At 70.9% G+C, this 13,562-nt stretch carries 17 protein-coding genes and 1 pseudogene; 14 read left to right on the top strand and 4 right to left on the bottom strand.

Annotated elements, in window-relative coordinates; translation table 11 throughout:
• Positions 1–25 precede the first annotated feature (25 nt).
• Positions 26–1,075, top strand: coding sequence for a PHP domain-containing protein (locus F6W97_RS29310; RefSeq protein ID WP_155373946.1), 1,050 nt, complete (start codon positions 26–28; stop codon positions 1,073–1,075).
• Between the two features lie 4 nt (positions 1,076–1,079).
• Here F6W97_RS29310 and F6W97_RS29305 read toward each other — a convergent pair whose 3' ends face one another.
• A complete protein-coding gene (locus F6W97_RS29305; RefSeq protein WP_230687070.1) occupies positions 1,080–1,439 on the bottom strand; it encodes a low affinity iron permease family protein in 360 nt (119 codons plus the stop codon).
• A gap of 104 nt (positions 1,440–1,543) precedes the next feature.
• On the opposite strand from F6W97_RS29305, the gene F6W97_RS29300 reads away from it, so the two are divergent.
• The 11 genes and pseudogenes from F6W97_RS29300 to F6W97_RS29255 all read left to right on the top strand — a co-directional run bounded on the left by F6W97_RS29300 (position 1,544) and on the right by F6W97_RS29255 (position 8,390).
• Positions 1,544–1,816, top strand: coding sequence for a hypothetical protein (locus F6W97_RS29300; protein WP_155373781.1), 273 nt, complete (start codon positions 1,544–1,546; stop codon positions 1,814–1,816).
• A gap of 68 nt (positions 1,817–1,884) precedes the next feature.
• On the top strand, positions 1,885–2,829 hold the full coding sequence (sigJ, locus tag F6W97_RS29295) for an RNA polymerase sigma factor SigJ (protein ID WP_155373780.1): 945 nt from the start codon (positions 1,885–1,887) through the stop codon (positions 2,827–2,829).
• 92 nt (positions 2,830–2,921) lie between these two features.
• Complete coding sequence (locus tag F6W97_RS29290) at positions 2,922–4,109, top strand: NAD(P)/FAD-dependent oxidoreductase (RefSeq protein WP_155373779.1); 1,188 nt, start codon at positions 2,922–2,924, stop codon at positions 4,107–4,109.
• 304 nt (positions 4,110–4,413) lie between these two features.
• A pseudogene (locus F6W97_RS40995) lies at positions 4,414–4,754 on the top strand (TrmO family methyltransferase domain-containing protein); the annotation flags it as partial.
• A complete protein-coding gene (locus F6W97_RS40990) occupies positions 4,755–4,898 on the top strand; it encodes a hypothetical protein (RefSeq protein ID WP_230687069.1) in 144 nt (47 codons plus the stop codon).
• A 161-nt stretch (positions 4,899–5,059) separates the two neighbouring features.
• Positions 5,060–5,347 carry a hypothetical protein gene (locus F6W97_RS29280; protein ID WP_155373778.1) on the top strand — a complete coding sequence of 96 codons (288 nt, stop codon included), beginning with the start codon at positions 5,060–5,062 and terminating at the stop codon, positions 5,345–5,347.
• A 250-nt stretch (positions 5,348–5,597) separates the two neighbouring features.
• On the top strand, positions 5,598–5,951 hold the full coding sequence (locus F6W97_RS29275) for a hypothetical protein (RefSeq protein WP_155373777.1): 354 nt from the start codon (positions 5,598–5,600) through the stop codon (positions 5,949–5,951).
• A complete protein-coding gene (locus tag F6W97_RS29270) occupies positions 5,948–6,385 on the top strand; it encodes a MerR family transcriptional regulator (RefSeq protein WP_155373776.1) in 438 nt (145 codons plus the stop codon). The genes F6W97_RS29275 and F6W97_RS29270 overlap by 4 nt, the downstream gene beginning before the upstream one ends.
• Entirely contained in the window at positions 6,382–6,645 is a 264-nt protein-coding gene (locus F6W97_RS29265) for a hypothetical protein (RefSeq protein ID WP_155373775.1), read from the top strand. Before F6W97_RS29270 ends, F6W97_RS29265 begins: the two co-directional genes overlap by 4 nt.
• Positions 6,646–6,671: 26 nt before the next feature.
• Positions 6,672–7,010 (top strand): YnfA family protein, encoded by a 339-nt coding sequence (locus F6W97_RS29260; RefSeq protein WP_155373774.1) that lies wholly within the window; start codon positions 6,672–6,674, stop codon positions 7,008–7,010.
• 594 nt (positions 7,011–7,604) lie between these two features.
• Positions 7,605–8,390 carry a maleylpyruvate isomerase N-terminal domain-containing protein gene (locus tag F6W97_RS29255; protein ID WP_155373773.1) on the top strand — a complete coding sequence of 262 codons (786 nt, stop codon included), beginning with the start codon at positions 7,605–7,607 and terminating at the stop codon, positions 8,388–8,390.
• 240 nt (positions 8,391–8,630) lie between these two features.
• On the opposite strand, the gene F6W97_RS29250 is transcribed toward F6W97_RS29255, so the two are convergent.
• Positions 8,631–9,356 carry an HAD family hydrolase gene (locus tag F6W97_RS29250; protein WP_155373772.1) on the bottom strand — a complete coding sequence of 242 codons (726 nt, stop codon included), beginning with the start codon at positions 9,354–9,356 and terminating at the stop codon, positions 8,631–8,633.
• A gap of 252 nt (positions 9,357–9,608) precedes the next feature.
• On the opposite strand from F6W97_RS29250, the gene F6W97_RS29245 reads away from it, so the two are divergent.
• Complete coding sequence (locus tag F6W97_RS29245) at positions 9,609–10,076, top strand: GNAT family N-acetyltransferase (RefSeq protein WP_196279380.1); 468 nt, start codon at positions 9,609–9,611, stop codon at positions 10,074–10,076.
• Between the two features lie 73 nt (positions 10,077–10,149).
• Here F6W97_RS29245 and F6W97_RS29240 read toward each other — a convergent pair whose 3' ends face one another.
• On the bottom strand, positions 10,150–12,636 hold the full coding sequence (locus F6W97_RS29240) for a DUF4132 domain-containing protein (protein ID WP_155373771.1): 2,487 nt from the start codon (positions 12,634–12,636) through the stop codon (positions 10,150–10,152).
• Positions 12,637–12,649: 13 nt separating this feature from the next.
• On the bottom strand, positions 12,650–13,066 hold the full coding sequence (locus tag F6W97_RS29235; protein WP_155373770.1) for a hypothetical protein: 417 nt from the start codon (positions 13,064–13,066) through the stop codon (positions 12,650–12,652).
• 254 nt (positions 13,067–13,320) lie between these two features.
• On the opposite strand from F6W97_RS29235, the gene F6W97_RS29230 reads away from it, so the two are divergent.
• Complete coding sequence (locus tag F6W97_RS29230; protein ID WP_155373769.1) at positions 13,321–13,467, top strand: hypothetical protein; 147 nt, start codon at positions 13,321–13,323, stop codon at positions 13,465–13,467.
• Positions 13,468–13,562 lie beyond the last annotated feature (95 nt).

Below are 13,562 nucleotides of genomic sequence, written 5' to 3'. Positions count from 1 at the left end.
GTCCGATACGACGGGGTACAACTCGGTGGTGACCCGGGACGCCGCCGCCGACCTGCTGGCCATCGCCGTGGAGCTGGAGCGCGCCGGGGAGGCCGGCTACCGGATCCGGGCCTTCCGCCGGGCCGCGCAGACCGTCGCCGCCACCGAGCCCGCCGAGCTGGCAGACCGGGCCGCCCAGGGCGCCCTCGCCAAGCTGCCGGGCCTGGGCGAGGTGACCGCCCGCTGCGTGGCCGAGTCGCTGGCCGGTGAGGAGCCCGTCTACCTACGCCGCCTGCTGGCCACCGCGGACCGCCCCCTGGACGAGGCCGTCGAGGCGCTGCACAGCGCCCTGCGTGGCGACTGCCACAGCCACTCGGACTGGTCCGACGGCACGGAGCCCATCGCCGCGATGGCCGACGCCGCCCGCGCCCTGGGCCGGGAGTACCTGGTGCTCACCGACCACTCCCCCCGCCTGACCATCGCCCGCGGCCTGACCGCCGAGCGGCTGGAGCGGCAGCTGGCCGAGGTCGAGCGCCTCAACGCCGGGTACGGCGACGGCTTCCGCCTGCTGTCGGGCATCGAGGTGGACATCCTCGACGACGGGTCGCTGGACCAGACCGACGAGCTGCTGAGCCGCCTCGACGTGGTGGTGGCCAGCGTGCACAGCAAGCTGCGCGCCCCGACGGAGGTGATGACCCCGCGGATGCTCGCGGCCGTCGCCGACCCGCACACCGACATCCTGGGCCACTGCACCGGCCGGGTGCTGCGGCGCGCGGGCGGTGACTCGGCGACCGAGACCCGGCCGGAGAGCACGTTCGACGCCGAGGCCGTGTTCGCCGCCTGCGCCGACCGCGGCGTGGCCGTGGAGATCAACTCTCGGCCGGACCGGCTCGACCCGCCCAAGCGGCTGCTGCGGCTGGCCGTCGAGGCGGGCTGCCTGTTCGCCATCGACTCCGACGCCCACTACGGCGTCCAGCTGGACTGGCTGCGCTTCGGGTGCGAGCGGGCCGCCCGCTGCGGCGTGCCGGTGGACCGGGTGGTCAACACCTGGCCACTGGACCGGCTGCTGGCCTGGACCCGCCGCGAGCGCGGCTGACCCGTCAGCGGGTGCCCTCCCGGTGCTCCAGGCCGACGGCGTCACGCAGCTCCACCATGTCCTGCACCAGCTGCTGGTTCTCGTCGCTCTGCGCCTCCATCAGGTCGGCCAGCCCGTCGGCGATCGCGTTCAGCTTGTGCTGCACCGCCTCGTTGGCCCGGGTCGAGCTGTTCTGCAGCAGGGCCACCATCAGGAACGTGACGATGGTCGTCGCCGTGTTGATGATCAGCTGCCAGGTGTCGACCTTGCCGATGACCAGGATCGACGGCGCCCAGACCAGGATCAGCAGCACGCACAGCGCGAAGAACCACGCCTTCGACGCGAAGGTGCTGGCCGCCTCCGCGAAGTGATCGAACATCGACATGTCCTTACCGGACACCGATGAGGGCATGTCCCCCTTACGCCCGGTCATGGCCGGCCTCCCGTCGTCGCGTCACATCCGGGTATTGCCCGCCCCCGGCACTTTCCATGCCTGGAACCGCGCCCCGGTCCCGGAACACGCCGAAAGTCCTGGTCGACGGCAGTGGGCCCCGCGACGGCCGTGTCATCCCCGCCGGGGGTGAGACCAGTCCCCACGACGGATTCGACCACCTCGCCGGGATCGCGCTCGCCGCACACCTCGACGTGCCGGTGCGGCGGTTTCCCGGCGGGCACAACGGAAACCTCACCCACCCGCGGGCATTCGCCCAGCGGATCGGCGAACTGCCGGCACCGGCCCGCGTACCCGCCACGGGCCGGTGAGCGCGCCGGACCGGGTGGCGTAGACCGGCGGCGGCGGGCGGGCCCACGCGGGTGGCTACGATCGGGCCATGCCGTTGACCGTGGACGACGTCGACCGGTTCGTGGCCGCCCGGCCCCGCCTGGAGGCCATCGCCTATCGCCTGCTCGGCTCCGCCGCGGAGGCCGAGGACACCGTGCAGGAGACCTTCCTGCGCTGGCAGGCCGCCGACGTCGACCGCATCGAGGTGCCCGAGGCCTGGCTGACGAAGGTCCTCACCAACCTGTGCCTCAACCAGCTCACCTCCGCGCGGGCGCGCCGCGAGACCTACGTGGGCGAATGGCTTCCCGAGCCGCTGCTGGCCGGCGACCCGATGCTCGGCCCGGCCGACACCGCCGAGCAGCGCGAATCCGTCTCCTACGCGGTCCTCACCCTCATGGAGCGCCTCACCCCCGGCGAGCGGGCCGTGTACGTGCTGCGGGAGGCGTTCGACTACCCGCACCGGGACATCGCCGAGATCCTCGACCTCACCGAGTCCGGCAGCCAGCAGATCTTCCACCGCGCCAAGCGGCACATCGCCGACGGCAAGGCCCGCACCGAGATCGACGAGGCCGCCGCCCGGCGCATCGTCGAGGAGTTCCTGGCGGCCGCGACCAGCGGCCGGACCGAGCCGCTGGTGCGCCTGCTCACCGCGGACGCCATCGCGATCGGCGACGGCGGCGGCAAGGTCCCGGCCCGCGCCAAGGCGTTCGAGGGCGCGGTCGCGGTCGCGAAGTTCCTGTGGGGCCTGTTCAGGCCCGCCGAGGCCAAACGTGCCATCGTCGGCGGCTCGCCGGAGATCTACGCCTGGACCGCCAACGGCGACCCCGCCGCGGTGGCGGTCCTTGACGGCCGGGTCGTCGGCATCATGTGCCTGGAGGTCACCGCCGACGGCATCGCCGCGTTCCGCAACCAGGTCAACCCCGACAAGCTGGCCCGCGCCACCGCGCGCTGGGCGGCCACTGAGCACGGGAAACCCCTGTTCAACGCCTTCTGATCGCTTTGTGAGGTGCTTCACAGCCGGACCTGTCAGGAAACGGCGGGCTGCCCGGTTCAAGAGGCGAACCCGCGAAGGACAGGAGCAAGGACATGCAGCACCGCATCGTCGTCCTCGGAGCCGGATACTCCGGGGCCATCGCCGCCGGCCGCCTCGCCAAGCGGCTGTACCGCGACGACGTCGCCATCACCCTCGTCAACGCCGAGCCCGACTTCGTCGAACGCGTACGTATGCACCAGCTCGCGACCGGCCAGGACCTCCCGCCCCGGCCGCTGCGCGAGACGTTCGCCGACACCGGCGTCGAGCTGAGGATCACGAAGGTCACCGGAGTCGACGTCGAGCGCAAGACCGTCACCGTCGCGGACGGCGCCGAACTCGCCTACGACACGCTCGTCTACGCCCTCGGCAGCGGCTGGAACGCCCAGGGCGTCCCCGGGACCGCCGAGCACGCGTACGAGATCGCGAGCCGCCCCGGCGCGCACCGGCTACGCGAGCGCCTGGCCCGCCTCGACGCCGGGCAGACCGTGCTCGTCGTCGGCGGCGGACTCACCGGCCTGGAGGCGGCGACCGAGATCGCCGAGGCCCGCCCGGACCTCGACGTGGCGCTGGCCGCCCGCGGCGCGCTCGGCGACTGGCTCTCCCCGAAGGGCCGCGAGCACCTGCGCAAGGTCTTCGGCAAACTCGGGATCACCGCGTACGAGCACGCCGCCGTCACCGGCGTCGCATCCGACCGGGTCACCACCGCCGACGGCAGGGCCATCCCCGCTGCGGTCACCGTGTGGACCACCGGCTTCGCGGTCCACCCGATCGCGCAAGCGACCGCCCTCGAGGTCACCGACACCGGCCGGATCGTCGTCGACGGGACCATGCGCTCGGTCTCGCACCCGGACGTGTACGCCGTCGGCGACGCGGCCCTGGCCATCGGCGCCGGGGACAAGCCGCTGCGGATGTCGTGCGCGTCGGGCACCCCGATGGCCTGGCTGGCCGCCGACACGATCGCGGCGCGGCTGACCGGCGGCAAGCTCCCGAAGGGCCACCTGCGCTACTTCAACCAGTGCATCTCGCTGGGCCGCAAGGAGGGCCTGATCCAGTACGTCACCGCCGACGACGTCGCCAAGCCGGCCGTGCTGACCGGACGGCTCGCCGCCGTATACAAGGAACTGATCTGCAAGGGCGCCGCCTGGGGCGTCGCCAACCCGATGCTCGGGATGCCGACCCGGCGCCACCACGTCGCGCGCGAGCGGGCTGCAGCGGCCCCGGCCGCCAAGGCGACGGCGTGACGGGTGCCCTCGTCGAGGGTCTTTGAACGGGTGAGGGACCGGGCGCGGGGCGGGATGGATGCGAATCCCGCCATTGCCCGGTCCCTCCTGCCTGACCGTGTCATGGGAGATGCCGGTCAGGGGTCATCGGTCAGCCGGTCGTTCGCTGTACGAATGGCCGTACCAGTGAATACGTCGGCAGCATGACCGTGTAGCCGCACGACCAGCACTGACAGGCCAGGCCGTGCAACGGTTTGGCAGTCGGGACGGGCGCAGGCGTGTCGGTCGTCGCCTCACTGCGCGGTCGCCGTCGCAGTGGAACACCATGCAGGAGCAGGCACTCGAGGTCGTGCCGGTTGCCCATGTCGTCGGCGGCCGGATCGAGCCCACGGATGACTTCTGGGGTGGCACACGGGCCGTCATCAGGGTCGACGCGAGCCGGTTCGGCTCCGACGCGACCAAGGGCCTGGAACACTTCTCGCACCTTGAGGTGGTGTTCCGGTTCCACCTGACCGATCCGGCGGACCTGAACCTCGGTGCCCGCCGCCCCCGCGACAATCCGGCCTGGCCGGAGGTCGGCATCTTCGGCCACCGCAACATGCGACGGTTCAACTGGCTCGGCGTGTCCGCTGCCGACTGCTCAAGGTCGACGGTCTGGACCTGCACGTGGAGGACTTCGACGCGGTCCACGGCACACCAGTCCTCGACATCAAGCCGTGGTTCGTCGACTTCGGTCCGCGTGGAGAGGTCCGCCAGGCCGCCTGGACGACCGAGATGCTGGCCGAGTACTTCGCCTCGCCGATCAACTGACGTCGCCCAGGAACTCAACCTTCAACCTTCCGATTACTCGCGCCACGGTCGGGGACAGCTGTCCACGAGGTCAGGCGTTCGGATGCGTCCGTTCAGCGTCGCTGGCGGGTGGTGCCGTTGCTGTACTTCGCTGCTGTACAGCAACGGCATAGGGTCGCTTCATGTTCTTCGAGATCGTCGGCCGCCGACCTCTGCCGGCCTCTGTCGACCGGGACGACGTCGAGGACGCCATTGCGGCCGCGCTCGGCTCGGATGGCGAAGTCACAGGGGCTGGAACCGGTGAGCGTGGCTGGCACCTCGACGTAGAGGTCTACGCCGCGGGCGATCCGGCGTCGTCAGCAGTGACGATCGCAAGCACGTTGTGCGGCCTGGACCTGGGGTGGGTTGCCGTTCGCCATGAGAGCTGGACAGATGCAGTAACCGCTTCCCAGATCCGAGGTGCGGTTTAGGAAGGGAAATCGGAAGGTCGGCGGTTCGGCCCCGCCCTGGCCACCAAAGCTCTTCGCCGGGCTGTGTAGCCCCGAACTGCGGAAACGCGGCTCGGGGCCTTCTTGTGTCATGGTCGGCTGACTCGATCGAGTGACCGTGAGGTACCGCACTCCTCCCTCGATCAACGGAGCTAATCGCACGTAGATCGCACGCAAGATCGCCTGCTCCGGGGTTGCATCTGATACCTGGGTACAGGTTTACCGTGATGGCATGGCCGATCAGCCCTCGTCGGGCCTGGCTTGGGTGCCTGAGGCGTGCACGCTGCCAACTGCCGAACAGCCGCTGCGCCTGGCCGAGTTCGACGCCCTGTTCACCGAAGCTGTCCGCGACAGCACCCGGCTCAGCACAACTCGCCTACGACTCCAGCTCATGGGCGACGCAGACCTCGAACCCGTCGTCCGGGAACTCACCGCCCGCGAGACGCAGTGCTGCTCCTTCCTCACCTTCGGCATCGTCGCCCCTGCCGCCGGCCAGGTCGTGCTCGACGTCGAGGTCCCGCCCGCACACGTCAACGTGCTCGACGCCCTGGCCGAGCGCGCCGACGCCAAGCGGACCCAACCGTGAACACCGGACTGCGCAGCGGAGAACTGGCCGACGCCGCTGGGGTGAACCTGCAAACCCTGCGCTACTACGAACGGCGCGGCCTACTCGCCGAACCCCAGCGAAGCCCCGGCGGACACCGCCTCTACCCCACCGAGGCGCTGACGCTCCTACGCGTCATCAAGACCGCGCAACGGCTCGGGTTCACCCTCGACGAAGTCGCCGAACTGGTCGACCTGGGCACCCACCGCCACGGCCGCCGCACCGACTCCAGCCTGCAACGCCGCGCCTCCACCAAGCTCACCGAGATCGAAACGAAGATCGCCGACCTGCAAGTCATCGCCACCAGCCTGCGCGCTGCGCTCGACGCCGGATGCGACGACCTGACCACCTGCGCCACCAGCGACTGCTGCCCCATCCCGCTAGCCGACCTCGGCCGAGGAGAACCCACCCGATGAAGGCCACCCTGCGCCTATTCCTGCCCGGCAGCCTCGGCAGCCTCGCGGGCATCGCCTGTGCCCTGTGCTGCGTCATCCCGATCTTTCTCGCCGCCGGTATCCTCGGCGGAGCAGGCTGGGCCTACCTCGGCGACATCATGCCCGGCATCGCACTCGCCCTGGCCGCCCTCGCCGGCCTGGCCTGGTGGTGGACCAACCGCCGCCGCACCCACGCCACCGGCTGCTCCGGCGGCAACTGCGCCTGCTCCCAGCCGACCTGACCGGCCACGCCGATACGCTCCCAGCCATGATGATCGCCCGTTCCATCCTGCTGTTCGTCATCGCCGCACTGTTCGAGATCGGCGGCGCGTGGCTGGTCTGGCAAGGCTGGCGAGAGAACCGCGGACTGTGGTGGATCGCGGCCGGAGTCATCGCACTGGGTGCCTATGGGTTCGTGGCGACCTTCCAGCCCGACCCGAACTTCGGCCGCATCCTGGCCGCCTACGGCGGAGTCTTCGTCGCCGGATCACTGGCCTGGGGCGTCATCGTCGACAAGTTCCGCCCCGACCGCTACGACATCATCGGCGCAGCCATCTGCCTCATCGGCGTCGCCGTCATCATGTACGCCCCGCGTGCAGAAGGCTGACACCTCACGCACCGCAGAACCCTGAACCTACGGATTACCCGCAACAAGGTCGTCTGCGACCACGGACGTGGTTTGCAGCAGGTTCACGGTCGGACACGGCTGGGTGTGGGTGGCTGGGTTGCTGTACTTCGCTGCTGTACAGCAACGGCCCGTATGGCCACTCGCCGACGCCACTGTGCAGGGCAGCGAACCATGCCGGAGCCGGGACCTGCCGCTCCGGAGTGGCCCCGCCCTAAAGGGTGCTCGCCATTCGCCACCCGAACCCCTCGTTCACAGCGAACCCGCTGCTGGTCGAAGAGGGCTGAATCGAGTGGAGTGACATCGGGCGCGATCCCAGTCACTCGTTCACGAACAACGACGGCGTCGTGGTCGGCCTGGCCTGGAGACACGGCGACGTCGACATCAGCGGGCCGTGGGGAACGGCGGGCGAGCTGCTGACCATCGCCGCCGAGCGGAAGGCGCGACTCGTCGGAGATGACGGAGAGCAAAGGACGCCCACGCGTTACCCAAGGGCACATATCAGTGCCGGGCGGCCGCCGTGTCGGCTGCGAAAATCGCCGTCCGGTCATCGGAGCACAGTGATAGAAAGCCGGGGTGCACAGAATTCTCACGTTCCCCGATCAGCTGCGGCTGATCAACGAACGGTCGGCCGCCTTCCGCGCTGCGGTCGCCGCGGCGCCCAGCCTCGACGTTCAGATGCCGACCCATCCCGAGCGGACGCTGTTCGATCACGTGCAACACGTGGGCATGGGTCGCCGCAAGGCAGCCGCCATCGTCGCCGCCGGACCCGCGGACGCCCCGCCGGATGAGTCCGCATGGGGTGGCGGCACGGGTGCACCTCGGGAGCGCGAGGCTCTCCTGGCCTGGTGGGTCGAGTCCGTCGAGCACCTGGCGAGCGTGCTGCGCGAGGCGGGCCCGGATCGCGGTTGCTGGACATGGTGGGGGGACTCGCCGTCACCGCAGACCTCCGGGGCCTGGGCGCGGCGCCAGCTCCACGAGATCGCGGTGCACACCTACGACGTCCAGCTCACCGGGGGCTTCCCGCAGCCGATACCGGAGGAGATCGCCCTCGACGGTTTCGACGACTGCCAGTTCACCCTCTGCGCGACGACGGTCGCCTGGCCACACGAACCCGCCGTCGTCGATTACCACGCCACCGAGGGCCACTCCTGGCGCCTTCGGCTGTCCGGCGACGGCGCACAGGTCGCCCACCTCGCGCCCACTGCCGGCGAGGACCCGGCCACGGCCGACGCCTCAGCCCGGGGCACGGCCAGTGACCTGGTCCTGTTCTTTTACGGCCGCATACCGCTGGATTCGCTGGAGTTCGAAGGCGACCGTCGTATCTTCGATCAGCTCATAGCCTGGGACCCGTCCGTGTGACAACCGACGACATGCGATCTCGCGCACGCGGAGGGTAGCGAACGAGTACCGGCGCAGCCGGCTGCGCAACTTCGTCGATCTCTACCGACCGCGGAGCGATCTTGCGAGGATGGGGCCACACCGAACGGGCCACCGCAACTCGTCGGAATAAGCCGGGTCGCCCGCCGGCCCTTCGACCGTCGCGCAGCAGTGCCGCACTCCAGTCGCCATCGACCGCCGCGGGTCGTCGACCGGTGGCGTTCATCGCCGGTGCGGCACCAGCGGCAGCGCAGCCGCGAGGGTGTCCACCTCGGTGATCGCGTGCAACGGGTCCGGCCGTGGCTTGCCGGATCGGTTGACCCACACGCTGGGAATGCCGAGGGTGTGAGCGCCAAGGATGTCGGCCGACAGCGAGTCGCCGATGTGCAGCACCGCGCCGACGGGCAGGCCGAGCAGGTCCAACGCGGCCTCGAACATCGCTGGGTGTGGCTTGTAACGGCCCACGTCCTCGCTGGTGACCACGTGCGCCAACGGCAGCCCGTGATAGGCGATCGCGGCCAGCACATCGGCGCGGTCGATGTTGGACACCACACAGACCGGCACGTCGATCAGCTCGAGGAATGCGCGGGCGTCGGGAAACAGGTCCGGCTCACGCCAGAACGCGAACTGCGACGCGCACAGGGCTTCCGGGTCGGCGGCCGAGCCGAATCGACGCACCGTGCGGGCCAGTGACGACACGGCGATGTCCCGCTGACATCGAAACGCCGCCCCGTCGGCCGCCATCTCCTCGCGAAACGCGCGCCACCGATACGAGCCCACCTGCGTCGCGGATACTTCACGAGGATCAGTGCACTGGTCCAGTACCTGCCGGTAGATGTCGGCGACGATGGCGTCGTCCTCGGCGACGACCGTGCCGTAGAAGTCCAACAACACCGCGCGCACGTGCCCGCTGTGCTCGCTGCTTCGACGGTCGTGCGGCTCCCGCATGCGACGAAGCATCGCACGCTCATGGCACAACGGCTCGGAGCGGTCCCGAGCGGAGCCTCCGGCCCCGGAGGAGGATCCCCGATCTTCGGGCGTACGTCCATGACGAGACGAGCCTACCGAGACGGCGCCGCGGACCAGCCCTGCGCCGGAATCCGGGCGGCATCGTCAGCCGGCTCGCCGGGCGCTGTCGGTAGGTCCGGGCACACTGTCCCGCATGACCGACGACGCACTCTCGCCCGCGCAGGAGCCGGCATGACCGCTGTGCTGTTGCGCGATGTCGACGACGCGGACCTCGAGGTGTTCTACGAGCAGCAGCTTGAGGAGGAGGCGGTGCGGCGGGCGCAGTTCCCCGCCCGCGATCGGGACCGCTTCCTGACGCACTGGCGGACGAAAGTGCTCGGCAACCCCACCGGGCACTTCCAGACCGTCACGGTCGACGGAGAGGTCGCCGGCAACATCGTCGCCTGGTGGCAGGACGACAAGCGCTACATCGGCTACTGGTTCGGGCAGCGATTCTGGGGACGCGGCGTCGGGACCGCGGCCCTGCGACAGTTCCTGCAGCGCGAGGTCCGACCCCTATACGCCGACTCGTTCGTGGGCAACACCGCCTCGATAAGGCTCCTCGAACGCTGTGGCTTCCGGCAGGTGGGCCGCGACCGCGATGGCGATCTGGAGTTCGTGGCGCTCAGGCTCGACGAGGACGCGGCCGACGAGGGCTGACCGGCCTCAACCGGCGACTCGGCCGGAAGCGGCGTTGAGTCCACGACGCGGAAACCTGCCAAAGCGACAGCCCTCAGCGCGACGTGAGGGCCGCCAGCTGGGACAGGATCGACGGGTCGGTGATCTTCTCGTCTTCGGTGAGCAGCAGCACCTTGCTCAGCACGATGCTCGTCATCGGGTCGTCGTCGGCGAACGGCAGGAACAGCCGCCGGTGTGGCTTGCGGCCGAAGCCGTCCGGGACCACGCACAGGTATCCGCCCGGCTCGACGTGGATGCTGCCGCTGGTCAAATGCACCCGGTAGACGGCCCGTGAGCCGTGTACCACCGCGGCCGTGCCCTCGACGGCGACCCGGCGCAGGCCCAGGTCGTCGATGAGCGCGGTCAGCACCTCGGCCCGGCTCTGCGCGCGGGCCGCCGAATCCTGCCGTGCGGGATCGTTGCCCGCGACCGAGACGACCAGGTCGAGGTCGCGCATGACCTCGGAGAACACGATCGGCGGCACGTCGGCCAGCGGCACGGTGTCGCGTCCGGACAGGAAGGTCAGCCCGCCGATCTCCACGTCACCCATGCCGAAGTAACCGTGGAGGTCGCAGCGCAGGGCTGCCGTCAGGCCGCCCGCCGGGCGGGTGGCCTGGTGGTCGGCGTAGTCGTCGTGGGTGCGCCAGCCGCGCCCGGACAGCAGCTGCCCGGCGACCCGGCCGGTCACGGTGTGGCCGGCGAAGCGCCGCGAGACGTCGACGGCGTCGCGTTCGGCGGGCGTCAGCACGTACAGCTCGCGGAACGCCTGCTTGACGGGTTGGCGCAGGCGGCGGCGCACCACCTCGGCCTGCCAGTGGGCGAGCTGCCCGGCGGCGTACAGGTCGAACGGGTGGACCGCGGTGACCGGGCCGGCCGTGTCGACGTCGTCGAGCAGCCCGACCTCACCGGTCCGGTCGCGCCACAGCAGTGCGGGCAGCATCGCCGCACCAGCGGGCAGCCGGCGCAGCCCGGCCAGCTCTTCCGGGCTGACCGGCGCACCGGTGGCGACGAGCCGTTCCATCACCCCGGTACGCAGCCGTCTGGCCTGGTCGCGCAGCAGGTCCTGGTGTTCGCGGCTCGTCGCGTAGCGGGCGTCGGCGCGTACCGCCGCGGGCACGCTCTTGAGCGTCTTGCCGCCACCGGTCACGGTGACGACCGGGTCGGGGCCGTCCATGACGACCGCGACCGTGTAGTCGCCGACCGTCCACGGCGGTGGGGTGGCGTCGGCGAGGCGGCCCTCGCACTCGGTCTCCAGGCGGCTCGCGTCGGGCAGGCCGGCGACCTGCGCCAGGTGCTCCAGCGCGACCTCGATCGCGGCGGCGTGGCTGTGCCGCCGGTTCGGGCCGAGTCTCGGCCCGCGCTTGGCGATCTCGCGTAGCGCCGTGTACCGGTCCAGCACCGTCTCGCCCTCGGCGAGCGGCAGCATCCCGTACGCGGCGATGCCCGCCAGGGCGTTGTTCTTCACGCGTTTGAGCACCGCCGCGCGGTTGTCGCCCAGGGCCGCGCTGACCAGCTCACAGGGCGTCTGCGCGAGCAGCCGCGCGGTCGCGTCGGGTCCGGCCGCCTCGGCCGCCGCCAGGATCAGCTGCCGGTCGTAGCGGACCACCCCACCTGCCGTGATCTCGTGCACGAGCCGCAGCAGGGCGGTCGCCGCTTCGAGTCCGAGGACGGGCAGCAGCGCTTCGGCGTCGCCCGCCGGGCGGCGCAGGTGGAAGGCGCGCTGCCGGACCGCCGGCGGACGCTCCCGCAGGTGTGCGACCAGCTCGGCCAGCTCGGCGTCGGTCAGCTCGGCCGCGCCCAGGCGCACGCCGGTCTTCTCCTCGCCGGTCCAGTCCAGCGCCCGCAGCACGAACCGCAGCCCCCGCGGCGGGATCACCTGCGGCAGTTCGTCGTCGGGCACCCCGGCCGTGGTCATCCGCCACAGCATCGCGTCGACGTACGGCCGCACACCGTCGGCGCATGGCGCGGGCGGCAGCGACGGGCCGCCCGACGGGTCCCGGCCCACGATGGTGTTGCCCAGCCAGCGATCCACGGTGAAGGCGTGTTCGACCAGGTGAGCGTCGAGGGCGTCGCGGGCGTGCAGGGCGTCGAGCAGCCGGGTCACCGCGGGCCGGGCCACCCGCCCCAGCGGGGTCAGCACCAGGATCCGCATCGCGCCCACGTCACCGGCCGCGATGACCTCGTCGGCGACCTCGTCGAGGGGCGGGGTCCCCCACACCGGCCAACCCAGCAGCGCCCGCAACGCGGCGTCGCGGGACGCGGTCGGCCACGGCGTGTCCAGCACCGTGACGACGTCCGCGCCCGGCGCGAGCGGGAACGCCTCGTCGTAGGCGTCGCCGAACGCCTGGTCGAGGTCGGGGATGCGGCCCTCAAGGTTGCCGCCGACCCGGTCGTCGCCGCGGCGCAGCTGCTCCCGGACGATCGAGCCCAGGCTGCGCAGCAGCGCCAGTTCACCGTCCTTGACCGCGGCGCGCACCTGCTCGACCCGCTGCCACAGCGCGTCCCGCTCCTGCGCGTACGCCTCCCGGTAGAGGTCAGCCATCGGGTGCTCCACATCAGCCTCCGACCAGCGCGGTGAGCCGCACGAACACGACCGGCTCGCCCAGGCGCAGCACGAGCTGCTCGTCCAGCAGGTCCAGCTGCCGGCCGCCGACGAACAGCGCGAACGTGCCACGTTCGAACGCCCGCCAGGCGCGGGCCACCTCGGCCTCGACGTCGGGGACGACCTGCGACCGCTCGGGCAGGCGCACCACCCCGGTCGCGGCCTGGGCGCGGATGTCGTCGTCGGTGAGGTACTGCCGGTCCAGCAAAGCCCGGCAGCGGGCGCTGTCCGCCTGCCAGGCGCGTACCTGCCCGGCGACGGCGGCGCGGATCAGCTCACGCACCGTGGTCTGTTCCTGAGCGAGCTCCACCAGCACATCGGGCAGGCGGTCCCCGCCGGGAATCCTGCTGCGCACCTCGACCTGCACCACGTGCCTCCTCACCTAGGACGGTCCGACACTAACCGCGCCGTCCGACAACAGCGGATCACTCCGAAAGGGACATCTCGGCGTCGGACCGGTGATCGCGGTCACGGTGTGTAGGCATACCTAGACCCGCTCAGGCATGGCTCTAGGTAGGGCGCGGCCAGGCAAGATACGCCGTCGCTGCGGATGGGGCGGGGTCGCCGGAAGAGGAGTATTCATCTCGTCAGCAAGACACAGAGTCAAGGACTGAGGAGTCTGCGATGTTCGGAACACCCGAGATGCACTACGAACTGGCGAAGTTGCATCACCGAGAGCTCATCGACGAGGCCGCGAAGGAGCGGGTGGCCAACAGGCTGCACCGCCACGGCCGCAAGCGCGGCCAGGCACGCGACAACACGACGCGATGAGCAGGAGCAGACAGGCCCGGGAGCCGGAAAACGGCCCCGGGCCTGTTCGTGTCCGCAGCCGACGGCGAGGTGCGTCCGATGGAAGCGCGAACGTG

It is taken from the genome of Catellatospora vulcania (assembly GCF_009720385.1).
Taxonomy (GTDB): Bacteria; Actinomycetota; Actinomycetes; order Mycobacteriales; family Micromonosporaceae; genus Catellatospora; species Catellatospora vulcania.
Note: the sequence above shows the minus strand (reverse complement) of the source record. Positions and strands in the feature narration are given on the sequence as shown.

Bases quoted from the DNA above. Each gene is read 5' to 3' on its own strand.
- F6W97_RS29305 (WP_230687070.1), bottom strand. From the start codon at position 1,439: ATGTCGATGTTCGATCACTTCGCGGAGGCGGCCAGCACCTTCGCGTCG.
- F6W97_RS29300 (WP_155373781.1), top strand. From the start codon at position 1,544: ATGCCTGGAACCGCGCCCCGGTCCCGGAACACGCCGAAAGTCCTGGTC.
- sigJ (WP_155373780.1), top strand. From the start codon at position 1,885: ATGCCGTTGACCGTGGACGACGTCGACCGGTTCGTGGCCGCCCGGCCC.
- F6W97_RS29290 (WP_155373779.1), top strand. From the start codon at position 2,922: ATGCAGCACCGCATCGTCGTCCTCGGAGCCGGATACTCCGGGGCCATC.
- F6W97_RS29280 (WP_155373778.1), top strand. From the start codon at position 5,060: ATGTTCTTCGAGATCGTCGGCCGCCGACCTCTGCCGGCCTCTGTCGAC.
- F6W97_RS29275 (WP_155373777.1), top strand. From the start codon at position 5,598: ATGGCCGATCAGCCCTCGTCGGGCCTGGCTTGGGTGCCTGAGGCGTGC.
- F6W97_RS29265 (WP_155373775.1), top strand. From the start codon at position 6,382: ATGAAGGCCACCCTGCGCCTATTCCTGCCCGGCAGCCTCGGCAGCCTC.
- F6W97_RS29260 (WP_155373774.1), top strand. From the start codon at position 6,672: ATGATGATCGCCCGTTCCATCCTGCTGTTCGTCATCGCCGCACTGTTC.
- F6W97_RS29250 (WP_155373772.1), bottom strand. From the start codon at position 9,356: ATGCGGGAGCCGCACGACCGTCGAAGCAGCGAGCACAGCGGGCACGTG.
- F6W97_RS29245 (WP_196279380.1), top strand. From the start codon at position 9,609: ATGACCGCTGTGCTGTTGCGCGATGTCGACGACGCGGACCTCGAGGTG.
- F6W97_RS29240 (WP_155373771.1), bottom strand. From the start codon at position 12,636: ATGGCTGACCTCTACCGGGAGGCGTACGCGCAGGAGCGGGACGCGCTG.
- F6W97_RS29230 (WP_155373769.1), top strand. From the start codon at position 13,321: ATGTTCGGAACACCCGAGATGCACTACGAACTGGCGAAGTTGCATCAC.